Source organism: Acinetobacter sp. P1(2023) (assembly GCF_028367635.1).
In the GTDB taxonomy this organism is placed as follows: Bacteria; Pseudomonadota; Gammaproteobacteria; order Pseudomonadales; family Moraxellaceae; genus Acinetobacter; species Acinetobacter pittii_E.
Genome location: NZ_JAQNDD010000006.1, coordinates 183,713 through 206,763 on the forward strand (window position 1 = coordinate 183,713; position 23,051 = coordinate 206,763).

The window sequence follows — 23,051 nt, forward strand, 5'->3', positions numbered from 1 at the left end:
GAGGATATTTAGTTAGATTCGGCCACTCCATGTGACCGTTTTATCAATCACACTTCAGATAAACTAGGGAGTAGTTTTGGAATAATTAACTCGTTTAGGCAGCCGCTTGAGAGTAATTCACTTGCTTGCTCAATATCAGGAGCAAAGAAACGGTCTTCACTGTAGTAAGGCACTTGAGCGCGCAAGATTTTACGAGCTTGTTCAAGTTTAGGCGAGCTTTTTAAGCCTTCACGGAAGTCTAGACCTTGACAAGCGCCTAACCATTCAACAGCTAAAATGCCACGGACGTTGTCAGCCATATACCAAAGACGTTTACCCGCATTCGGAGCCATTGATACATGGTCTTCCTGATTCGCTGAAGTTGGCAAGCTATCAACACTTGCAGGATGTGCAAGTGCCTTGTTGTCACTCGCAAGCGCAGCAGCGGTCACTTGAGCAATCATAAAGCCTGAGTTCACACCACCATTTGCCACCAAGAACGGTGGAAGCTGTGACATGTGGCGGTCCATCATCATTGAAATACGACGTTCAGACAGTGAACCAATTTCTGCAATGGCCAATGCTAAATTATCTGCCGCCATTGCTACAGGTTCTGCATGGAAGTTACCACCAGAAATCACATCACCTTGTTCAGCAAAAACAAGCGGGTTATCAGATACAGCATTCGCTTCAATTTCTAGTACTTCCGCAGCCTGACGGATTTGGGTTAAACAAGCGCCCATTACCTGTGGTTGGCAACGTAAAGAGTATGGGTCTTGAACTTTGCTACAGTCTTCGTGTGAATGTGCAATTTCACTCGAATCAGTCAATAGATCACGATAAGCCGCAGCCACATCAATTTGACCACGTTGACCACGTACTTCGTGAATGCGCGCATCGAATGGTGCACGTGAACCCAGCATTGCTTCAACGCTTAAGCCACCACAAACAGTTGCAGCTGCAAATAAATCTTCAGCTTCAAACAAGCCGCGTAAAGCATAAGCGGTTGAAACTTGTGTACCGTTTAAAAGTGCTAAACCTTCTTTAGCTGCTAAAGAAATCGGTTCTAAACCTGCAACTTTTAAAGCTTCAACTGCTGGTAACCATTCACCCTTATAACGCGCTTTACCTTCACCAAGTAACACTAAAGACATGTGTGCAAGTGGTGCCAAATCACCTGAAGCCCCTACTGAACCTTTCAGTGGAATGTGTGGGTAAACTTCGGCATTAATTAAAGCCAACAACGCATCAATCACTTTACGACGAATACCAGAGAAACCACGCGCCAAGCTATTTGCTTTCAATAGAATGATTAAACGAACCATTGCATCATCAAGTGCTTCACCAACACCTGCGGCATGCGAAAGAACCAATGAACGTTGTAACTTTTCTAAATCTTCAGGAGCAATTTTGGTTGAAGCAAGTAAGCCAAAGCCCGTGTTAATACCGTAAGCTGTACGTCCTTCATTTACAATTTTCTCAACGCAAGCCACGCTTGCATTAATTGCAGATGAAGCACTTTCATCTAATTTAACTTTGATCGGATTGAGGTACGCTTGACGTAAATCGGCTAAGGTCAGTTTTCCCGGTTGGATCAATAATTCCATGTTGGCTTCCTAATTTTTTGCACTATATTCTGCTGAGACGGTGCTTTTCACAATTGCAAAAAGCACCGCCAGTTCTTCCGTGTATTTTTATTGCGTGATCATTGGCAAGTGTAGGCCTTGCTCTTTCGCACAGTTAATCGCAATTTCATAACCTGCATCGGCATGACGCATAACACCTGTTGCAGGGTCATTGGTTAGTACGCGAGCAATACGTGTAGCAGCTTCATCTGTACCATCACACACAATCACAACGCCTGAGTGTTGAGAGAAGCCCATACCTACACCGCCACCGTGATGTAAAGACACCCAAGTTGCGCCGCCCGCTGTATTTAACAATGCGTTTAATAAAGGCCAGTCTGATACTGCATCAGATCCATCTTGCATTGCTTCAGTTTCACGGTTTGGACTCGCAACCGAACCTGAGTCTAAATGGTCACGACCAATCACAACTGGAGCTGATAATTCACCGCTACGAACCATTTCGTTAAATGCCAAACCAAGTTTTGCACGTAAGCCTAAACCTACCCAGCAAATACGCGCTGGTAAGCCTTGGAAGCTAATGCGTTCACGAGCCATGTCTAACCAGTGATGTAAATGCTCATCATCAGGAATTAACTCTTTAACTTTGGCATCTGTTTTATAAATATCTTCTGGGTCGCCAGACAACGCTGCCCAACGGAATGGACCAATACCACGGCAGAACAATGGACGGATGTATGCAGGTACGAAACCTGGGAAATCAAAAGCGTTTGCTACGCCTTCATCTTTCGCCATTTGACGAATGTTGTTGCCATAGTCAAATGTTGGCACACCCATTTTTTGGAAATCGAGCATCGCTTGTACATGCTTAGCCATCGACTGTTTTGCAGCTTTTACAACAGTTTCTGGTTCAGTTTTTGCACGTTCACGATATTCATCCCAAGTCCAACCTACTGGTAAATAGCCATTGAGTGGATCGTGTGCACTTGTTTGGTCAGTCACCATGTCTGGACGTACACCACGGCGAACAAGCTCAGGTAAAATTTCAGCAGCGTTACCATGAAGCGCAATTGAAATTGCTTTGCCTTCTTTTGTATAGCGGTCAATACGCGCTAAAGCGTCATCTAAATCAGTTGCTTGTTCGTCTACATAACGGGTACGTAAACGGAAATCGATACTTGCTTGTTGGCATTCAATGTTTAAAGAACATGCACCTGCAAGTGTTGCAGCTAAAGGCTGAGCACCACCCATACCACCTAAACCGGCAGTAAGTACCCAACGACCTTTTAAGTCACCGTTGTAGTGTTGGCGGCCTGCTTCAACGAAAGTTTCATAAGTACCTTGCACAATGCCTTGGCTACCGATGTAGATCCATGAACCTGCTGTCATTTGACCGTACATTGCCAAAGCTTTTGCATCTAACTCGTTGAAATGTTCCCAGTTTGCCCAATGCGGTACAAGGTTTGAGTTTGCAATTAAAACGCGTGGTGCATCTTTATGAGTTTTAAATACACCTACTGGTTTGCCTGATTGAACTAATAAAGTTTCATCAGTTTCAAGATTTTTTAAAGTATCTACAATTTTGTCGAAACATTCCCAGTTTCGTGCTGCACGGCCAATACCACCGTATACAACCAACTCTTTCGGGTTTTCTGCAACGTCCGGATCAAGGTTATTCATCAACATACGTAATGGAGCTTCAGTTAACCAACTTTTAGCCGTCAATTCAGTGCCGCGTGGCGCACGAATTTCTACATCACGAAATTTTGTTGTCATTGTTGTCACAGGCGGACTCCTTCCTTTGAGCTTACATCAGCAGAACATCACTTGTTTCTGCATTTGTATAGTAATGTATTAACTTGTATATACATCTATATACTACACAAATATTTTTCGGCGTGAAGAGGGTTGCTCATATTTTTTTGAAAAAATTAAATAAGCTTATGAATTAAATTAATTTATTTTTATAACTGGCATAAAAAAAGCACATGCCTTTTCACTAGACATGTGCTTTTGAATAAGCAAATTATTTAAGTTTTAACGTTGAATTAGCTCAATAACATAACAACTTTTTGCCTGAATTTGAGTAAAATGAACCGATGTTACCCCAGTATTTTTTTCAATTTTTAAAGTCTCATGGGCAGCAATTTCAAAGGAATGCTCATCAACGTTCACTTGTGTCTCACCACCCTGGTTAAAGATAAAAATTAGATCTGCCGAGCTAATAAATGTCTGCTCCGCTGCCTCATTCAACCACTGAAAACGAGCATAAAACTTTGCTGGATCATAAATTAAATTTAAATCTCGAATTGCACCGTCTACCAGTTCACTTTGGATCTGACTCTCACCATGAAAAGCAAAAATATCGCCTTGGTTTAGCGTCTTGGCAGGAAGATCATCGACATGCAGAACCATGCCCTGTCCATCGAGTACGCTAATAATTCGCTGCTTATTGGGAAATAGCGAAAATGGCCCAGAAGTAGTTACATCTGCCATCGAAATGCGCCACTCAAAGTCAGCCTCACCTTGGCTTCGAGCAATTTCTAAAGTGAAACCCGCACCATTTTTCCAAAGCATTTTTGTATATTGATCGGCCCTGATCAATTCAATCATGGATTAAATTTCCCTTCGAGATAATAGCGGCTGCCCGGATAGATCAAACGTGCACTTGAAATGAGTTGTTTATTTGACCATGTACGGCGACGGATGAGTAAACATGGTTCAGCTTTGGTGATCTTCAACCACTTGCACTCTTGAGCAGATGCTAAAACGGCCTCGACAATATGCTCGCCTTCTGTCACAGGCGCTTTTGCCATGAGGTAAGCATTAGGCGTAATCGTTTTAAAATCTTGTTGTAGATAATCTGGAATCAGTGCTGCATCGACTAAACGATCTTCGACCTGAACAGGCACATCATTTTCATAATGCACAATAATCGAGTGAAATAATCTTTGCCCTTCGCGAGTCTGCATTAACACGCTTTGCTCTGCATTTGCATAAATTTGTTCTAAGACTAAAACTTCAGCGTGGTGCTTATGGTTTCGTGCAATAATCTCATCGGCGATATTATTAATCTGAAAAAGTGCAGTACGACCCTGTCCTTCGGCTACGAAAGAACCAACGCCCTGAATTCGCACTAGTAAACCCTCAGTCGTTAACTCACGTAGCGCACGGTTTACCGTCATACGGCTACAGCCGAGTTGATTAACGAGTTCACTTTCCGAAGGAATTTTTTTATTTACAGCCCACGAGCCTTCATAAATTTTTTGTGAAATTAGCTGTTTGACGCGTTGATATAAAGGAACTGGACTATCAGCTTCAATCGAAAGCTCAGCATGTTCTTGTTTTGATGTTCTGGGCATAACAAATACTCAAAAAGGCAGCAGGCAAAAAAGTATTTTAGTTGACATGCTATGTATATACAACTACATACAACATGTTAATTGATGAATTAAATAGATTTTAAAAAGTTTAAAAAATAAACATAGCTCAATAAGAGCTAATTTAAAGTTTTATGTAGAGAAATTCAAATATATTAGGCTTTTATCAATATTTATTTAATAGTTATTTATGCTAAGTCTGTGCTCAATTCAAGGATGTAAAAAGTATCATCTTTTCTAATTTACGAAACGCTGCTTAAAATTTTTATTTAAAATAACTGATCGATAGTATTCTTCTGCCACACAGTATATTAATAAAACTGGAAGCACATCGAATGCGTAATTATAAAATAGATATTCTCCGAGGAATTTCTATCCTTTTGGTTCTTTTACATCATTTTAATATTCCCTATAAACTTAAAGACACATGGTTAGGTTTTGATTTCTTAGGTGAAGCATTTAGCACAGTCATCGCAAGAAACGGAAATTATGGCGTCACCATGTTTTTTGTGATTTCGGGTTTTTTAATTACTCATCACACTTTAAAAAGAGATAAACAATTCTCCGCAATTAACCTCAAGCATTTTTATATCCGGCGGGCAGCGCGTATTTTACCGTGTCTAGGATTACTCATTTTAGGGGTAAGTCTACTTGGGTCATTTGATTTAAAACCCTTTATGAACCAAGCCCCGAATGGCATTGAGGTCTCTTATCCATTAACAATTTTTGCAGCTTTAACCTTCTGGATGAATATTCTGATTATTAAATTCGGTTGGGTCAACTATGCTTTAGGCGTGTTGTGGTCGCTCTCTGTAGAAGAAGTTTTTTACTTTGTTTTTCCATTATTGTGCCTGCTCACGCGTAGTAATAAGCTCTTTATTGCTGTACTGATTGGAGTAATTTTATATGGGCCTTATTTTAGATCTCTACATTTTGGAGAAGAAAGCGGCGCCTATTTATATCATTATTTTTCGAGTTTTGATGGCATAGCGATTGGCTGTTTAACTGCCATTTTTTCTCATACATATCGACCAGACTGGACTTATAAAAAACCTCTTTCGTGGTTGATTATTTTGAGCATGACCGCTCTATATTTATATGCACCAATTAAAGAAGTGAGTACATGGGGGATTAGCTTATTTGCTTTTGCTACAGGCTTACTGATTTTGTGTTTTCAACATCCTTCAGGAACGCAAGCGCATAACCTATTTACCAAAGTGATGGTCTGGTTGGGGCAACGAAGTTATGAAACTTATTTGTTTCATCTGGTTGTGCTGGGCCTTATGAAAGTTGCTTTTATTCCGGCTCAAACCGACGCTAGCATCAAAATTATGCTTTTAATTGGCTACTTGGTTCTGACTTTTATCATCAGCGCAGCAATTGAAAAATATTATTCCACCCCACTTAACAGCTATATTCGAAAGGTTTTTATTAAAGATAAATCATAAAAATAAAGCCCCTTTAAAATAGGGGCTTTATTTTATTAAGCGATCAACATCGTTTCATCATCTTGCTTAAAAGGATTAGACCAGCTCTGCCAAGCTTGTGGTCCTAAAGCCATTTCTTCATCATTTAACAAGCAACGATCTAAGCGTTGTATTAAGGCTTGCTCATCCATTTGCATACCAATTAAAACCAGCTCCTGACGGGCATCACCTGTGCGGGCATCCCAGTTTTTCTTAATTTCTTCAATACTGGCTAGGTCACTCGGCCAGTCTTCTTCTGCAACGGCCGCCCACCAGTAGCCTGCTAAGCCGTGGCGAGCCATTGCTCCCGCTTGTGACCATGAATAAGCCAATGTCGGTTCAGCAGCCAACCAGAAAAAGCCTTTAGAACGGACGACACCCGGCCATTCAGACTGTACTAAATCATAAAAACGCTCTGGGTGAAAAGGTCGGCGGGCACGGTAAACAAAGCTACTGATTCCATACTCTTCAGTCTCTGGCGTATGCTCGCCGCGTAACTCTTTTAGCCAGCCCGGTGCTTGTGCGGCTTCATCAAAATCAAATAGCTGTGTATTTAAAATTTTATTTAAGGCAATCTTTCCAAATTGAGCAATTTCAATTCGGGCACGCGGATTGAGAGTTTTTAAAATTGCGATGAGTTGGTCTTGCTGAGCTTGGTCAATCAGGTCAATTTTATTCAGCACAATTACATCACAAAACTCGATCTGATCAATGAGAAGATCGACTACAGTTCTTTCATCTCGCTCGCCCAAGGACTCACCACGTTGTTGCAGTAAGTCAACCGAACTGTAATCTTTAAGAAAGTTAAAAGCATCGACTACCGTGACCATGGTGTCGAGTCGAGCGAACTCATTGAGTGAGTTTCCATCTTCATCTTCAAAGGTAAAGGTCTCTGCCACAGGTAATGGTTCTGAAATGCCTGTTGACTCAATCACCAATTGGTCAAAGCGTCCTTCATCAGCTAAACGTTTAACCTCAACCAGTAAATCTTCTCGTAGTGTGCAACAGATACAGCCATTACTCATTTCAACCAGTTTTTCATCTGTTCTTGAAAGCTCTGCCCCGCCTTCGCGTACTAATGCCGCATCAATATTCACCTCTGACATATCATTGACAATCACGGCAATACGGCGGCCTTCGCGATTATTTAAAATATGGTTGAGTAATGTGGTCTTTCCTGCACCCAAAAAGCCTGACAAAACAGTGACTGGAAGCTTGGCAAATGAGTTGGCGATTGCAGTGTGCATGGCTTGATCTCTTTGAATAATCTTTAAACTGATCATGGCTGGCCATTTAAATATGGCCAGATCACAGGCGTAATCTATTTCTAAACCATAATAATGTTATGTTATAACATAACTATTGATCAAGTTTTTATTCCAGTTTTATTTAAGCCAAATCACTTAGTATTTGAAAAAATTACTTTTATAGTCACTGACAAATCGAGGTTCTATAGTGATGGTCAGGTCCCCATGAACGGAACCCTTGACTATCAATATGAATTTGTCCCGAAGCATAAACACCCAGCCCCATATTAAAAGCTTGGCCCTTTGTTTCCCAGAACTGACACAGTTTGGTTTTGGTTTGTTGAATATTAAACTGGTCTAAATCACTCGGCTGTTCTGGGCCAATTCTAAAATCAAGTGCTGCATTAAACACATGTCGGGAAGCATCCGCACCACCTGCACAGCGGTTTAAAGATAAAGCACGGTAGACCGAAGTCACTTCAAAATCATTAATCACACCATCATCAACTAACGCTTTTAAAATGCTAAGTGTCGGAACAATATTGGACCAAATCTCGCGCGGTGGTACAGCATAGGGCTCGACTCCACATTTTTGCCAGTCTCGAGCTGAACGTAATAACTCATGATCTGGAACTAAATCGGCAAGACCCTTTTGCTTAAGAAATTGCTTGTAAGCTTGCACAGACTGCCTGTGATCGCCTGTAGCTAACCATGCAACATACGCCTCGGGTTGAGGCTTTATTCTGACCACTGGTTTTGTAGCTTGAGGTAAAGAGGTCTGGGTGTGCAGAGGAATTGTTGGCTTGGGCGTTTGAGTACTACACGCTGTGAGAGATAAAAAAAGTAAACCTAAATAACGCTTCATAAATATGCTCTATCTTCACCAAAAATGGGAAAATTGCTCAACATTAAATTACCGAAATGTTATATTATAACAATAATAAAATCCTTTAATTTCTGTTGCTAAATTTTAAAAACAAAAAGGACGCCTCTCGAACGTCCTTTTTTAAATACAACTCAATAATTTATTAAATATCTGCTTCTAAAGCGCGTATAGACTGCTCAGCTTTTAATTTCCGACGTTTAAATTGATAAGCCACCATCAAACACAAAATCCAGCCAGGAATCATCATGACCGCAACACGCATATCTGGTGTTAAAGACATCACAATTAAAATGCCCAACATAAATACGATGCATAAATAGTTGCTAAACGGATACATAAAGCTTGGGAACTTGGTTGTTTGCCCTTGGCGCTGCATATATTTGCGGAATTTTAAATGCGTCCATGAAATGACTACCCAGTTAATCACAATCGCTGCAACCACCAGCATCATCAGTAAACCAAATGCTTTTTCAGGGAAAATATAGTTTAACAGGACACATAAAATAGTGACTGCCGCAGAAAGGATCACTGCGTTGGTTGGAATACCGCGTTTATTAATACGTGCAAATACTTTTGGTGCATTTCCTTGTTGTGCAAGGCCCAATAGCATACGGCTACTGCAATAACTTGTGCCGTTATAAACTGAAACTGCTGCTGTCAAAATGACAAAGTTCAATAACGTTGCGATGCCTTGGCTATCTAAAGAAGCAAAAACCATCACAAACGGGCTTCCGCCTTCAGCCATTTGATTCCATGGGAATAGCGAGAATAAAACAAAAAGTGTCGCAATATAGAAAATCAAAATACGGTAAATAATTTGATTCACAGCTTTAGGTAAAGTTTTATCAGGGTCACGTGCTTCAGCCGCAGTAATACCGAACAGCTCAATACCACCAAAAGCAAAAATAATGACCGCCATTGCCATAACTAAGCCTTCAACACCAAACGGGAAGAAACCGCCAAGTGCCCAGAGGTTCGAAATGCTTGCCTGTGGACCTGCTGTGCCTGTTGCAAGTAGATATGAACCAAAGCCAATCATTGCAAGGATCGCCAAGATTTTGACAATAGAAAACCAAAATTCCATTTCGCCAAAAAACTTAACGTGTAGCAGATTAATGCCATTAATTAAGACAAAGAAGGTTAAAGCAGATGCCCACGTCGGGATTTGCGGCCACCAATATTGAATGTAAAGACCAATTGCACTGAGTTCTGCCATGCAGACAAGGACATTGAGTACCCAATAGTTCCATCCTGACATGAACCCTGCAAATGGTCCCCAATATTTGTAGGCAAAATGACTAAAAGAACCACTTACTGGCTCTTCAACCACCATTTCACCAAGCTGGCGCATCATTAAAAAAGCAATAAATCCTGCAATGGCATAACCGAGGATGACCGATGGACCTGCTAATTTAATCGATTGTGATATACCAAGAAAAAGCCCTGTGCCAATCGCCCCACCCAATGCAATAAGCTGGATGTGCCGATTACTCAAACCATGTTTCAGGTTTCCTTGCTCTTGTGCTGACATATGATTATTCTCATCCGTGTCACGTAATTTTTTTCCAATAAATTACGTATATCATAAATTGATCAAACTTTCATAGAGATTGATGAAAAAATAATTGCGTGACTTTTCTCAAGAACGCGAATGAAAACAGAAAATACAAGAAATGACAATTATTATGAAATGTGTAATTAAATTATGTATTGCGTAATTTCATGAATTCAGTATTATAGAGACATGAAGCAATTGGTTGTGCTCGGTCTATATCAAACTCATAAGACTAAAGATGATCTAAGCAAAGGTTAAAAACTTATTGAGTAGCTCAGTCCTAGACCGAACTTTTATTTGTATAAGACCCGAGATAAAGACAAGGACGCGAAAATGGAACAAAAACTAAACTCTTTTATTGAAGTTTCACCTCAATCAGATTTCACTATTCATAATTTGCCTTACGGTATTTTTAGTAGAACTAACGAAAGTGATCGTCAAGTTGGTGTAGCAATCGGTGATTGGGTGATTGATCTCGCTGCACTTGAAAAGCACGGGCTTTTAAAACTTTCAGAACAAGACACATATTTTAACCAGCCTACACTGAATAAATTTATCGAGTCTGGCAAAGCCAACTGGTCAAAAGTTCGTAAGACACTACAGTCTCTTCTCTCGGTTGAAAATTTAACACTTCAAGAAAATGAAGCATTGCGCCAAGAAGTTTTGGTTAAGCAAGACAGCGTAACTTTGCATTTACCACTTCAAGTCCCGGGTTATACCGATTTCTATTCTTCTAAAGAACATGCGACCAATGTGGGCTGTATGTTCCGTGATCCTAAAAATGCTTTACTGCCAAACTGGAGTGAATTACCTGTTGGTTATAATGGCCGTGCTAGTTCTGTTGTAGTCAGTGGTACTCAAATCGTTCGTCCATCTGGACAAATTAAGCTTCCAAATGAAGAGCGCCCAATTTTTTCAGCGACGCGTAAACTCGATTTTGAACTTGAAACAGCATTTGTTATTGGTAAACCAACGGAGCTTGGGCAACCTATCTCGATTGAAAATGCATGGGACCATATTTTTGGAATGGTTTTACTGAACGACTGGTCAGCACGCGATATCCAGCAATGGGAATATGTTCCACTTGGACCCTTTAACGCAAAAACTTTTGCAAGTTCGATTTCTCCTTGGGTAGTCACGCTTGAAGCACTTGAGCCATTTAAGGTGGAAGGCCCAAAACAAGAGCCTAAACCTTTAGCGTATTTACAAGAAAATATCGCAAATAGTTACGACATTAATTTGAGTGTTGAAATTCAAAGCCCGAAATCGGCACAAGCTGATGTGATCTGCCGTACTAATTTTAAATATATGTATTGGTCAATGGCTCAACAGTTGACTCACCACACGATTGCAGGCTGTAACGTTCAGGTTGGTGACTTGATGGGCTCAGGTACCATTTCAGGTTCTACCCCAGATTCATATGGCAGCTTGCTTGAGCTGACTTGGAACACCACCAAGCCTTTAACACTCGCCAATGGTGAAACTCGTGGTTTCTTGCAAGACGGCGATACACTCATTATGAAAGGTCACTGTGAGAAAAATGGTATTCGCATTGGCTTTGGCGAGGTTCGAAACACGGTTCTTCCTGCATTAACTTTCGATTTTGCAGAAACTTCGGAGCCTGACTATGAAGCTGTATAGTTACTTTCGTAGCTCTGCAGCTTACAGAGTACGGATTGGCCTCAACATTAAAGGCTTAGCTTATGAGACTGTTCCAGTTCATCTGGTAAAAAACGAACAGCAGAGCGAAGACTATTTAAAGTTAAACCGCAGTGCTCTTGTGCCGACCTTAATTGATGGTGATTTAACCTTGTCTCAATCGTTAAGTATTTTGGAATATCTGGATGAGCAATATCCAGAGACCAAGTTACTTCCAAGTGATGTGCAAGAGAGAGCCAAAATCCGTGCCTTTGCCCAAGCAATCGCCTGCGATCTTCACCCGTTAAACAACTTACGCGTACTGAAATATTTAAAAAATGACTTAAATGTTTCAGATGAGCAGAAAAACTATTGGTATCAGCACTGGATTATTGAAGGCTTTCAAAATCTCGAACAGCAACTTCAAGATTCAAATGGACAATTTTGCTTTGGACAACAAGCAACTATTGCCGATTGCTGCCTGATTCCACAGGTCTACAACGCGAAACGCTTCAAGATTGATTTATCTGCGTTTCCAAAAATTGAATCGATTTATCACCATTGTTTGTCTATCCCAGCCTTCTATAACGCGGCGCCAGAACAACAACCAGATTGGGAATAGTAAAAAGGAGTTTCAACATGACATTTGCCATTAAAAAAATACATCACGTTGCATATCGTTGTAAGGATGCGAAAGAGACCGTTGAGTGGTATAAAAAAATGCTCAACATGGACTTTATTTTAGCTTTTGCCGAAGATCATGTACCTTCAACTAAAGCCTTTGACCCATATATGCATTTATTTTTAGATGCCGGCCAAGGTAACGTTTTGGCATTTTTTGAATTGCCAACTCAACCGGAAATGGGGCGCGACGAAAATACGCCTCAATGGGTACAACATATTGCTTTTGAAGTTGAAGACTTAAATGCACTAATGGCTGCCAAGCAACATTTAGAAGAAAATGGTGTGAAAGTTTTAGGCGTGACCAACCATGGCATTTTCCACTCAATTTACTTCTTTGACCCAAATGGCCACCGTTTAGAGCTAACTTATAACGATGTGCATGCTGAAGAAAAAATTGCAAAAATTACTGAAGAGATGAAAGTTGAAATGCTAGAGGAATGGAGCAAAACTAAACGTGCTCCGCACCACACTCATTTCTTACATGAAGAAGAGTTAGGAACCTAATTTTAAAAGAGCGAACTAAAAAGTCGGCATTGATTAGAATTGTTTTAACGAGCAGTTCTATATCAATGCCGATTTATATTATTTAATACTGCTAAGTTTCTAGAAAATTGCGCTATAAATAAGAGCACAGTGATTTTAGAAAATTGTTGATTATTAAACATGTCAATTTCGCTAATAGAAAAAGGTGATTTCTATTTTTCACTAGGCTCAGGCATGATGTAAAACGCGCCAATTTCAATTTATGTTTTGATCGTCACTATTTAACAGCTGAAGTAAATTTATTAAGGGTATTTAAATGATTGAAGAAAAAGTATCTGGGGGGGTTCAATCACTTGAAGTCGGTTTATCTGTACTAAACGCCCTTTTGGAACACAATCAACCTATTATTCTCAAAGATCTATCGAGCAAGCTCGACATGCATCCTGCCAAGGTACATCGTTATCTAGTCAGCCTTATTCGTATGGAATATGCAAAACAGCTTGATGATGGGCAATATGCTTTAGGTGATCAGGCATGGCGCTTAGGTCTAAACTGTGTTCAGCATAGCGACACACTACAGCTGGTACAGCATTTAATTTACGACCTACAAAACAAAATTGGTTGCGGCATACAAATCAGTAAATGGTCACCGAAAGGTCCTGTCGTGGTTCAATCGATTGAATCGAACCACCCTATTTCGATTGTCACTAAAGTCGGCTCAATTATGCCTTTAGTCAATTCTGCTGCGGGACGTCTATTTGCTTCTTATCTTCCAGAGCATTTTGTTCGTCCCTTAATGGAAGCTGAATGGCAAAAGCATCAAGAACTTGGATTGCACATCGCACCACGAAACTGGGAAGCGTTTACAGAGCTTAAAGAAACCATTCGCCAACAAGAAATGTCAGCAGCGAAAGGTGACTTACTGACAGGAATTAATGCGGTGGGTTTACCTGTGTTTAACTCAAACCAGAGCATTGAGTTTTGTATTGTTGCACTGGATAGCGAAATGTTTTTACCAGTCGACCCTCACAGTAAAACTATTGAAATCTTGAAAAATGAAGTAAACCTCATCAATCAATATATTAAAAGCCGCTAATCAATAGCGATAAAAAAACCAAGAGATCAACTCTTGGTTTTTTTAGCTCAGGAATAAAGCTCAGCTTATTTATTTAGTTTCTAAAACACCACGGCGAATCTGGTCACGTTCAATTGACTCGAACAATGCCTTGAAGTTACCTTCACCAAAGCCATCATCATCTTTACGTTGAATAAATTCAAAGAAAACTGGACCAATCATGTTTTCAGAGAAAATTTGTAATAACAGCTTTTTCTGACCGTCTTTAGTATTACCATCGAGCAAAATGCCGCGCTGTTTTAATTCATCAGTCGGTTCACCATGCTCAGGTAAACGATCTTCTAGCATTTCATAATACGTATTTGGTGGTGGAGTCATAAATTTCAGACCCAGGCCTTTTAACTTATCCCAAGTCGAGATTAAGTCATCACAAATAAATGCGATATGCTGAATACCTTCACCATTAAAGTCAGATAGGAACTCTGCAATTTGGCCGTTTCCTTTGTCCGAATCTTCGTTTAGAGGAATACGAATCATGCCGTCTGGCGCTGTTAATGCTTTAGATGTTAAACCTGTATATTCGCCTTTAATATCAAAGTAGCGAATTTCTTGGAAGTTGAAGATTTTTTCATAGAAGTTTGCCCAGTACTCCATACGGCCTTTATAGACGTTATGAGTTAAGTGGTCAATCTCGTTTAAGCCTGCCCCTACTGGACGTTTCTCGGCATCATCAAAGAAAACAAAGTCATTTTCATAAATATCACGGTCAACTAAAAAGATTGGCATGCCACCAATACCTTTAATTGCCGGAATGTTGAGCTCCATTGGCCCAACTTTTGAATACATTGGTTCAGCACCAAGCTCTACAGCCTTTTGGAAAGCTTTTGCTGCATCACGTGTTTTAAAACCCATCGCACAAGCAGATGGACCATGTTCATTAAAGAAGAATGAAGCATAAGATTCTGGCTGATAATTCAGGATAATATTGATATTTCCTTGACGCCATAAGTACGCTTCTTTCGATTTATGCTTGGCTACTTTTGAAAAGCCGATTGTTTCAAAAACTGGATCTAATTCATTTTCTTTTGAAACAAATTCAATAAATGCAAAACCGCATAATTCTAATGGGTTCTCTAAAATATCCATCTAGTTTCCCTCTGGTGATTACCTGTTCCGTTTATCTCTATTGCTGATGAACTCAGCTCCTTTCTCTATAGAATACGTAATCATTGGGTGAGTATTTGAACCGTCAAAATGCCTTAACCCAACGCATCCTATGAGAAAAAAACGAATCATTAAAACGAAGATATGATGAGCGTAGAGCCTTGGATGATTAATTTCTGTTCCATGTGGTGTTTGTTTTCCATACACACTGTCCTTTGTTATCTAAAAGTACGATTGAGATTTTTCAATAAACCCTTAAAAATCGTCTTTTCCTAAAAATCATTTATAGATTTATGGAGACCAACATCCTTGTTGGATCTCCAATGGCCATTTACCTTGAATTAGATGCTACTAAAAACAATTAAATTATGCAATACATAACTTAATTATGAATTGCATAATTTTAGTAATCTTGAATTAAGCTATTTTAAAATTGATGGTCAGTTTTCAAATTTTGTTTATGATTTCTACAATAAGCCCCGCCATCCATTTGATTTAGGAAAACTTATGATCTTAGTCAGCGCCTGTTTAACTGGTGAACCTGTTCGATATGATGGTAAATCTTGCCCAAATACCCGACTTAAGCAACTATTACTCAATAAAAAAGCCCAATCATTATGCCCAGAGTTATTAGGCGGTTTTACTACTCCTCGCTTACCCGCAGAAATTGTGGGCGGAACAGGTCAAGATGTGCTTGATGGCAAAGCAAAAATTACCGATTCATCTGGTTCAGATGTGACTGATCTATATTTAAAAGGTGCTTATCGCACACTAGAAGTCGCACAACAAATAAAAGCAAGTTGTGTGGTATTAAAAGAAAATAGCCCTTCTTGCGGCAGTCAAAAAATTTATAACGGTACTTTTCAAGGCGAAAAAATTGTGGGAACTGGAATCACCACGGCACTGTTGCGGCGCCATGGTTTTGAAGTGATTTCTGAAAATGAAATTGAAGATTGGTTAGTAGAGCACCCTCTTTAAAAGTTACTCAATTTTGTTTTTAGCAAGATCATTTACATCTTTACGACTTGCCCAGTAAGTCGCAAGTGCAGGACCAGAAATATTGTGCCAAAGACTGAAAATTGCGCTTGGTACGGCAGTAATTGGAGATGCAGCAAAATGTACTGCTGCAAGCGCAACGCCTAAGCCTGAGTTTTGCATCCCTACCTCAATAGCAATTGCCTTACTGTCCGCATAAGGTAATTTAAAGAAACGTGCTGCGGTAAAACCTAATAAATATCCAAGGCCATTATGCAATATCACCACAGCCAAAATGAGCAAACCCGACTGTAAAATTGCCGCTTTACTGCCGCCAATAATGGCTGCCACAATCGCTACAATTGCAATGACTGACACCAAAGGCATCACTTGAATATAAGATTCGACTTGACGTTTAAGCCATGTTCTTAAAATCAGACCCACGACAATAGGAAGCAGAACCACCTGCAAAATCGAAATAAACATCGAAGCTGCATCAATCTTTAGCCATTGGCTCGCAAGCAGATAGAAAATAGCAGGTGTTAACACAGGCGCTAAAAGCGTAGACACCGATGTACAGGCCACCGATAAAGCCACATTGCCTTTAGCCATATAAGTAATTACGTTTGAAGCCGTTCCGCCCGGACAACATCCCACTAAAATGACGCCGACAGCAATTTCAGGCAGTAAATTAAATAATTTACATAAGATAAATGCCAAACCCGGCATAACCACAAACTGTGCCACCACCCCAATCAACACAGCTTTAGGACTTTGTAAAACCCCTTTAAAGTCGTCAACGGTCATGGTCATTCCCATGCCGAGCATAATAATCCCCAAAATCCATGGAATGTATGCTTTGAGCCAGACAAAAAATTCAGGCTGCCATAGCGCCAGAGCTGCAAAAACAATCACCCATAGGGCAAAAGTTTTTTGAATAAATTGAGTAAAACGCAGAAATGCAGCCATATTTTCTATCCCTAAAAATAAAATATGAAAGTTAAAATACTAGAGCAATATACTTAATGCTTACTCAACAGATCAGTCGATTGAATACGTACAACACCTCGTTGCTGCATGGTTTGCCACGCGTGTTCTAATGAACCATTCAGATCAATACCTTTGCAAGCATCTTCAACCACTAAAGTTTTAAAACCTTGTTTAACTGCATCTAAAGCAGTCCATGCGACACAAAAATCTGTGGCAATTCCGACCACATAAACCGTATCAATGCTACGCTCTTTTAAATATCCCGTTAAACCCGTCATTGTGGTGTGGTCTGCTTCCATAAAGGCCGAGTAGCTATCAATATGCGCATGAAAGCCCTTTCGAATAATCAGTTGAGCGGTTGGAATATTTAAATCAGCATGGAACTCAGCATCTTTGGTACCTTGTACACAATGCTTAGGCCAAAGCACCTGCGGTCCATAGTCGAGTTCAATCGTTTCAAATGGCTGTTTGCCCGAATGGTTTTGTGCAAAAGAAATATGATTATCCGGATGCCAATCTTGGGTCAGAACAATATTTTCAAAACAACCCGCCAATTGGTTAATGGTTGGAATAATTGTATCGGCATCAGCAACTGCTAAGTTTCCACCCGGTGTAAAACCATTTTGTACATCAACTACGATTAAAGCCGCATTTTGGGGTTGTTTATTCATACTCATGTCATCTTCAATCCCAATCGGGAAAATTTCATTCTATCTTGCCATAAAAAAAGCCTATATTAAGTAAGGCTCAGTCGAATCAGGCTGTATTGTTATATTTACTGGCCTCTCTCAGCTGACAATAATGAAAACATCCTATCTTTTCCTCAAGTTTACATCGCGATTATCCGTTAGGCGTATTGTTCTTATGCGTCTGATCAGTCATAATTTGCATAATTGTCATTCAACAATCTGTTATTGTTAGAACTGGACAATCAAAATACTGCAACCATCCCACATTTTGTTTTTCTTACCTCAGATTCGGATGGATAAATAGGATATTTTTAAAAATGACTCAGCAAGCACAGACCATTCAAGGCTCAATCGTCGCAATCGTCACACCAATGTTGAAAGACGGCGGTGTAGATTGGAAGGGTCTTGAGAAGCTGGTTGAGTGGCACATAGAACAAGGTACAAACAGTATTGTAGCCGTCGGTACAACCGGCGAAGCCTCAACATTGAGCATGGAAGAGCACACACAGGTTATTAAAGAAATTATTCGTGTAGCCAATAAACGTATTCCAATTATTGCCGGTACTGGTGCAAACTCAACCCGTGAAGCAATCGAATTAACTAAAGCTGCGAAAGATCTTGGCGCAGATGCAGCTTTACTTGTAACGCCGTACTATAACAAGCCAACTCAAGAAGGCCTATTCCAACACTATAAAGCGATTGCTGAAGCCGTAGAGCTCCCTCTTATTCTTTATAACGTACCTGGCCGTACTGGTGTAGATCTTGCAAACGACACAGCTGTACGTTTAGCAGAGATCCCTAATATTGTTGGTATTAAAGATGCGACAGGTGATGTACCTCGCGGTAAAGCTTTAATCGAGGCTTTAAACGGCAAAATGGCTGTGTACTCAGGTGATGACGAGACCGCTTGGGAACTCATGCTTCTTGGCGCTGACGGCAATATCTCGGTTACTGCCAATATTGCACCTAAAGCAATGAGTGAAGTATGTGCTGTTGCGATTGCTAAAGATGAACAACAAGCGAAGACAATTAACAATAAGATTGCAAATTTACACAATATTCTATTTTGCGAATCAAACCCAATTCCTGTGAAATGGGCACTACATGAGATGGGACTGATTGATACTGGTATTCGCTTACCACTCACTCCTCTCGCTGAGCAATATCGCGAACCTCTCCGCAATGCCCTAAAAGATGCGGGAATTATTTAATAAGAGCAATTTATGATGCAATTACGTCTTGGTTTAGTCCTTGCAGTTTCAGCCTTAAGTTTAGCTGGTTGTAGTCGCTTCGCAATTAATAATCATTCTTTAGATTATAAAAATGCCAAGCAACTTGCCCCGCTTGAGTACCCTGCCGATGCAACTGTACGACCAGCGACACCTTTGTATCCTGCACCAACTGTAGAGCAGCGCGCTATCGATAACGCACCTAAGTTTGAAAACAAGCGTGGCAACCGTTTTGAATTGCCACGCCCTGAACAAACGCAAGGTAACGCTACAGCAGATGCGTCTGCTCAAACCACGACCGCCCTTGGACGTCCTCAACTTGTGACTGACGGTAATAAAAACCCGTTATTAAAAATTGATGGAAATACGACCGAGATTTGGCAATACACCAAAGCAACTTTAAGTACTTTAAATTACAACATCATCGCTCAAGGCAGTAATCAGGCGACGATTAAAGTAAATGATAATACTTATGTGCTTAAACTTACTGGTGTGGGTTCTAGTCATACTCTTGCCCTATTTAATGTAGATAACACTTTTGCAAGTCCAGATGTGGCCGCTGAAGTGTTAAACCAGATTTACCAAAATTGGCCAGCCTAGTCGTTTACTAGGCATTTTTTTTAAAAAGGTTCCCTCATGTTAAAACAAACCTTGCTCTATACTGGTAAAGCAAAATCTGTATATGAAACAGACAATGCCGACCATCTGATTTTAGTCTTTCGTGATGATGCCTCTGCGTTCAACGGCGAAAAAATCGAACAACTAGATCGTAAAGGCAAGGTGAACAACCGTTTTAACGCCTTCATTATGGAAAAACTTGCTGCTGCAGGTATTGAAACGCATTTTGAAAAATTGCTTTCTCCAACTGAAGTGCTTGTTAAAAAACTTCAAATGATTCCAGTTGAATGTGTAATTCGTAACTACGCAGCTGGTTCTCTATGCCGTCGCTTAGGTGTAGAAGAAGGTAAAGAGTTAACTCCTCCTACATTTGAATTGTTCTATAAAGATGACGGTCTAGGCGACCCAATGGTTAACGAATCTCAAGCGATTGCTTTAGGTTGGGCGACTGCTGAACAGTTAGAACAAATGAAAGTTTTAACTTATAAAGTAAACGACGTATTAAAAGCGTTGTTTGCTGAAGGCAACATGATTTTGGTGGACTTCAAGCTTGAATTCGGTGTTTTCCATGACCGTATCGTGCTTGGTGATGAGTTCTCTCCAGACGGCTGCCGTTTATGGGATAAAGACTCTAAGAAGAAACTCGACAAAGACCGTTTCCGTCAAGGTTTAGGCGGTGTTGTTGAAGCTTATGAAGAAGTTGCTGCTCGTTTAGGCGTAGATTTATCTGACATCTAATCAGTGACTTCATAAAAAACCGGGTTTCAGCCCGGTTTTTTTATATTTAATGCCCGAGAACCAAATAATATAGACAGATTTGTCTATTAAAATAAATTATCACTTGCACAAACTTAATTTAAAACACTAAAATCTAAAAAAACACAAAGTACTTCACAATAATTAAATTTAAAAACTAGGGTGAATTTATGGAAATATCTAAGTTTGAAAAGAAATTAATCAATCATCCAGTCCATTTTGGTGAAAATCCTCTAGTCTTATTAACCAACTTTAGCAGTTCTGCTTTAAAACAAGGCTGGACTCAAACAGAGGTTGAATCCGTTATTTCTAAAGCCTCTCAAGGCGACTATATGGCACTCATCCGCACTTTAAGAGCTTATACATTTCTTTAATCTTATTTTCGGTAGTCTACTGCATTGCACATTCAATTTATAAAAAGACACATAAACGTGTTATGAATAGACTAGATTTATCCTGAGCACTGCCTTAACAATAAATAAAACAATAAATATAAGAAATTTATTTAGTGAGGAGTAAACCTGATGGATCACGAAATAGAGGAAAAAAAGGTCGAGAAAACCTTAAGCTGGCGCGAAAAAATGGCAGTTGAAGAACATGAAAAACTGTCACCTCGTCTAGTCTATGAAATTATCCGCCGTGATGGTGCCGAAGAGCTGGATCGCCCAACTGCTGCACTGATCTTTTCGGGGATTGCTGCGGGTTTAGTCATCAGTTTTTCATTTGTATTTAAAGCGATTATTGCCTCTTATCTCCCAACTGATGCGATCTGGACCAATTTAATTACCAATATCGGTTATACCATCGGCTTTCTAATCGCCATTTTGGGTCACATGCAACTCTTTACCGAGAATACCATCACCACTGTTGTACCTTTATTTAAACCCTTTACATTCGATAAATTACGGGCAGTGGGCCGATTATGGGGAATTGTGATTCTATGCAATATCATTGGAACAGCTTTAGCGAGTTTATTTTTCCTCACTACTCACCTGTTTACTCCAGGTATTGACAAGGCACTAGATGAACTCGCCCTTCATGTGGGTTCCTTTTCTGCCACTCAGAATCTGCTCAAAGGTATTATGTCAGGACTGTTAATTGCTGCATTGGTCTGGATGTTGCCCTCAGTCAGTAATAAGTTCCTGCTTATTTTTTTCATGACTTACCTGATAGGACTGGGTGATTTTACCCATGTAGTGGTTGGTTCTACAGAAATGTCCTATCTAGTTTGGCAAGGCGATGCCTCAATTAGTGAATATATTTTTAATTTCCTGATTCCAACCACCATTGGAAATATTATTGGTGGTACAGGCGTGTTTACCCTGCTGATTTATGGTCAGGTTACTGAGGAATTGGAACAATAGCAGGACACAATAAAACTATTGTTCCTGCTGCCACCTACGTTGTTGTAAGCGCTCACCTTCAACCTCACGCTTATTTCTCGCAGACTCATAGAGTTTGGTTCCCTTTAACTCAGGCGGCAAATAGTCTTGCAACACAAAGTGTTCAGGGTAATCGTGAGGATAGAGATAATTAATCCCATAGCCTTGCTGTTTCATAAGCTTGGTTGGTGCGTTTCTCAAATGCAAAGGTACAGGTAAATTCGCCGTTTTTTCGGCAAGTTCCAGGGCCTTATTAATCGCTAAATAAGTACTATTACTTTTTGCACTCGTTGCTAAGTAAACTGCTGTTTGACCTAGAATAATTCGAGCCTCTGGCATCCCCACTGCTTGTACAGAACGGAAGCATTCGCCCGCAAGCAATAACGCATTAGGGTTAGAATTTCCAATGTCTTCTGAGGCAGCAATCAGCATACGTCTTGCAATAAAAACGGGATCTTCTCCGCCTTTGAGCATACGAGCCATCCAATATAGAGTTGCATCTGGATCACTGCCTCGAATTGATTTAATAAAGGCAGAAACGAGGTCGTAATGCTGCTCGCCAGATTTGTCATAACGCGCAATATTTTGCTGAGCGACTTTCACCACCACCGCATTGGTAATCGTGTTTTCAATTTCAGGCTCAAAAGTACTTGCAATTAAGTCCAGTAAATTAAGCGCTTTACGAGCATCGCCTGCTGCGAACTGTATGAGCGCGTCATATTCTTCGATATGGATATAACGGTCTTTTAAAAATTTGTCGGCTTGGAGCGCATTATTAATGAGAGACTGAATTGCCTCGCTGTCTAAACTATTTAAGGTATAAACCTGACAGCGTGATAAAAGTGCACTATTTACCTCAAAAGATGGGTTTTCAGTGGTCGCACCAATTAAGGTAATTTTGCCTTTTTCAACTGCACCCAATAAAGCATCTTGCTGAGATTTATTAAAACGATGAATTTCGTCAATAAAAACGACTGGTGTTAGTAAATCGCCACTTTCTGCAATCACTTCACGTAATTCTTTCACGCCCGTATTCAGCGCAGATAAGCTCACAAATGGGCGGTCTATCGCTTGAGCCAAAAGCAAAGCAATTGTTGTTTTGCCAACGCCTGGTGGTCCCCAAAAAATAATAGAAGGCAAATGACCCTGATCAATCATTTGACGTAAGGGCGCATGTTCACCTAATAAATGATCTTGCCCAATAATTTCAGACAAGTCTCTTGGGCGCAGGCGTTCGGGAAGTGGAATATGGGTGTCTGACATCTCAAA

The 23,051-nt window shown here is 40.2% G+C and carries 22 protein-coding genes; 11 read left to right on the forward strand and 11 right to left on the reverse strand.

What is annotated here, in order from left to right; all coding sequences use genetic code 11:
- Positions 1 to 47: 47 nt before the first annotated feature.
- The 4 genes from hutH to hutC all read right to left on the reverse strand — a co-directional run bounded on the left by hutH (position 48) and on the right by hutC (position 4,927).
- A complete protein-coding gene (hutH, locus tag POD11_RS11300; RefSeq protein WP_000421598.1) occupies positions 48 to 1,586 on the reverse strand; it encodes a histidine ammonia-lyase in 1,539 nt (512 codons plus the stop codon).
- An 87-nt stretch (positions 1,587 to 1,673) separates the two neighbouring features.
- The gene (hutU, locus tag POD11_RS11305; RefSeq protein ID WP_262457252.1) at positions 1,674 to 3,341 is read right to left on the reverse strand and encodes a urocanate hydratase; all 1,668 of its coding nucleotides are present in this window, start codon (positions 3,339 to 3,341) and stop codon (positions 1,674 to 1,676) included.
- Between the two features lie 261 nt (positions 3,342 to 3,602).
- Positions 3,603 to 4,178 (reverse strand): HutD/Ves family protein, encoded by a 576-nt coding sequence (locus POD11_RS11310; protein ID WP_224992217.1) that lies wholly within the window; start codon positions 4,176 to 4,178, stop codon positions 3,603 to 3,605.
- Complete coding sequence (gene hutC / locus POD11_RS11315) at positions 4,175 to 4,927, reverse strand: histidine utilization repressor (protein WP_199985820.1); 753 nt, start codon at positions 4,925 to 4,927, stop codon at positions 4,175 to 4,177. Before hutC ends, POD11_RS11310 begins: the two co-directional genes overlap by 4 nt.
- 353 nt (positions 4,928 to 5,280) lie before the next feature.
- On the opposite strand from hutC, the gene POD11_RS11320 reads away from it, so the two are divergent.
- Positions 5,281 to 6,393: an acyltransferase family protein gene (locus POD11_RS11320; RefSeq protein ID WP_262457225.1), complete on the forward strand. Its 1,113-nt coding sequence runs from the start codon at positions 5,281 to 5,283 to the stop codon at positions 6,391 to 6,393.
- Positions 6,394 to 6,428: 35 nt separating this feature from the next.
- On the opposite strand, the gene zigA is transcribed toward POD11_RS11320, so the two are convergent.
- The 3 genes from zigA to POD11_RS11335 all read right to left on the reverse strand — a co-directional run bounded on the left by zigA (position 6,429) and on the right by POD11_RS11335 (position 10,075).
- A complete protein-coding gene (gene zigA, locus POD11_RS11325) occupies positions 6,429 to 7,694 on the reverse strand; it encodes a zinc metallochaperone GTPase ZigA (protein WP_262457226.1) in 1,266 nt (421 codons plus the stop codon).
- A gap of 148 nt (positions 7,695 to 7,842) precedes the next feature.
- Positions 7,843 to 8,523, reverse strand: coding sequence for a D-Ala-D-Ala carboxypeptidase ZrlA (zrlA, locus tag POD11_RS11330; RefSeq protein ID WP_262457227.1), 681 nt, complete (start codon positions 8,521 to 8,523; stop codon positions 7,843 to 7,845).
- 163 nt (positions 8,524 to 8,686) lie between these two features.
- Positions 8,687 to 10,075, reverse strand: coding sequence for an amino acid permease (locus tag POD11_RS11335; protein WP_262457228.1), 1,389 nt, complete (start codon positions 10,073 to 10,075; stop codon positions 8,687 to 8,689).
- 357 nt (positions 10,076 to 10,432) lie between these two features.
- Here POD11_RS11335 and fahA point away from each other — a divergent pair, with 357 nt between their 5' ends.
- The 4 genes from fahA to POD11_RS11355 all read left to right on the forward strand — a co-directional run bounded on the left by fahA (position 10,433) and on the right by POD11_RS11355 (position 14,000).
- Positions 10,433 to 11,740 carry a fumarylacetoacetase gene (gene fahA, locus POD11_RS11340; RefSeq protein ID WP_151748270.1) on the forward strand — a complete coding sequence of 436 codons (1,308 nt, stop codon included), beginning with the start codon at positions 10,433 to 10,435 and terminating at the stop codon, positions 11,738 to 11,740.
- Positions 11,727 to 12,359 (forward strand): maleylacetoacetate isomerase, encoded by a 633-nt coding sequence (maiA, locus tag POD11_RS11345; protein WP_151748271.1) that lies wholly within the window; start codon positions 11,727 to 11,729, stop codon positions 12,357 to 12,359. The genes fahA and maiA overlap by 14 nt, the downstream gene beginning before the upstream one ends.
- A gap of 17 nt (positions 12,360 to 12,376) precedes the next feature.
- Positions 12,377 to 12,925 carry a VOC family protein gene (locus POD11_RS11350; RefSeq protein WP_016142686.1) on the forward strand — a complete coding sequence of 183 codons (549 nt, stop codon included), beginning with the start codon at positions 12,377 to 12,379 and terminating at the stop codon, positions 12,923 to 12,925.
- A 295-nt stretch (positions 12,926 to 13,220) separates the two neighbouring features.
- A complete protein-coding gene (locus POD11_RS11355) occupies positions 13,221 to 14,000 on the forward strand; it encodes an IclR family transcriptional regulator (protein ID WP_262457229.1) in 780 nt (259 codons plus the stop codon).
- 69 nt (positions 14,001 to 14,069) lie between these two features.
- On the opposite strand, the gene hppD is transcribed toward POD11_RS11355, so the two are convergent.
- Complete coding sequence (gene hppD, locus POD11_RS11360) at positions 14,070 to 15,125, reverse strand: 4-hydroxyphenylpyruvate dioxygenase (protein ID WP_032054566.1); 1,056 nt, start codon at positions 15,123 to 15,125, stop codon at positions 14,070 to 14,072.
- Between the two features lie 525 nt (positions 15,126 to 15,650).
- On the opposite strand from hppD, the gene POD11_RS11365 reads away from it, so the two are divergent.
- Positions 15,651 to 16,121, forward strand: a complete 471-nt coding sequence (locus tag POD11_RS11365) for a DUF523 domain-containing protein (protein WP_262457230.1) — start codon at positions 15,651 to 15,653, stop codon at positions 16,119 to 16,121.
- 3 nt (positions 16,122 to 16,124) lie between these two features.
- Here POD11_RS11365 and POD11_RS11370 read toward each other — a convergent pair whose 3' ends face one another.
- Both POD11_RS11370 and pncA read right to left on the reverse strand, forming a co-directional pair.
- Positions 16,125 to 17,087 (reverse strand): bile acid:sodium symporter family protein, encoded by a 963-nt coding sequence (locus POD11_RS11370; protein WP_262457231.1) that lies wholly within the window; start codon positions 17,085 to 17,087, stop codon positions 16,125 to 16,127.
- Between the two features lie 53 nt (positions 17,088 to 17,140).
- Positions 17,141 to 17,785, reverse strand: coding sequence for a bifunctional nicotinamidase/pyrazinamidase (pncA, locus tag POD11_RS11375; RefSeq protein ID WP_016142681.1), 645 nt, complete (start codon positions 17,783 to 17,785; stop codon positions 17,141 to 17,143).
- 329 nt (positions 17,786 to 18,114) lie between these two features.
- Between pncA and dapA the strand changes: the two genes are divergently transcribed.
- From dapA to POD11_RS11400, 5 genes are all read left to right on the forward strand, one after another.
- Positions 18,115 to 19,008, forward strand: coding sequence for a 4-hydroxy-tetrahydrodipicolinate synthase (dapA, locus tag POD11_RS11380; RefSeq protein WP_016142680.1), 894 nt, complete (start codon positions 18,115 to 18,117; stop codon positions 19,006 to 19,008).
- A gap of 15 nt (positions 19,009 to 19,023) precedes the next feature.
- Positions 19,024 to 19,626 carry a hypothetical protein gene (locus POD11_RS11385; protein ID WP_014207991.1) on the forward strand — a complete coding sequence of 201 codons (603 nt, stop codon included), beginning with the start codon at positions 19,024 to 19,026 and terminating at the stop codon, positions 19,624 to 19,626.
- Positions 19,627 to 19,662: 36 nt separating this feature from the next.
- On the forward strand, positions 19,663 to 20,382 hold the full coding sequence (gene purC, locus POD11_RS11390) for a phosphoribosylaminoimidazolesuccinocarboxamide synthase (protein WP_002119240.1): 720 nt from the start codon (positions 19,663 to 19,665) through the stop codon (positions 20,380 to 20,382).
- A gap of 188 nt (positions 20,383 to 20,570) precedes the next feature.
- A complete protein-coding gene (locus POD11_RS11395; RefSeq protein ID WP_239968706.1) occupies positions 20,571 to 20,774 on the forward strand; it encodes a hypothetical protein in 204 nt (67 codons plus the stop codon).
- A 150-nt stretch (positions 20,775 to 20,924) separates the two neighbouring features.
- The gene (locus POD11_RS11400) at positions 20,925 to 21,764 is read left to right on the forward strand and encodes a formate/nitrite transporter family protein (RefSeq protein WP_262457232.1); all 840 of its coding nucleotides are present in this window, start codon (positions 20,925 to 20,927) and stop codon (positions 21,762 to 21,764) included.
- A gap of 15 nt (positions 21,765 to 21,779) precedes the next feature.
- On the opposite strand, the gene POD11_RS11405 is transcribed toward POD11_RS11400, so the two are convergent.
- Positions 21,780 to 23,045, reverse strand: a complete 1,266-nt coding sequence (locus POD11_RS11405) for a replication-associated recombination protein A (protein WP_239976259.1) — start codon at positions 23,043 to 23,045, stop codon at positions 21,780 to 21,782.
- Between the last annotated feature and the right edge of the window lie 6 nt (positions 23,046 to 23,051).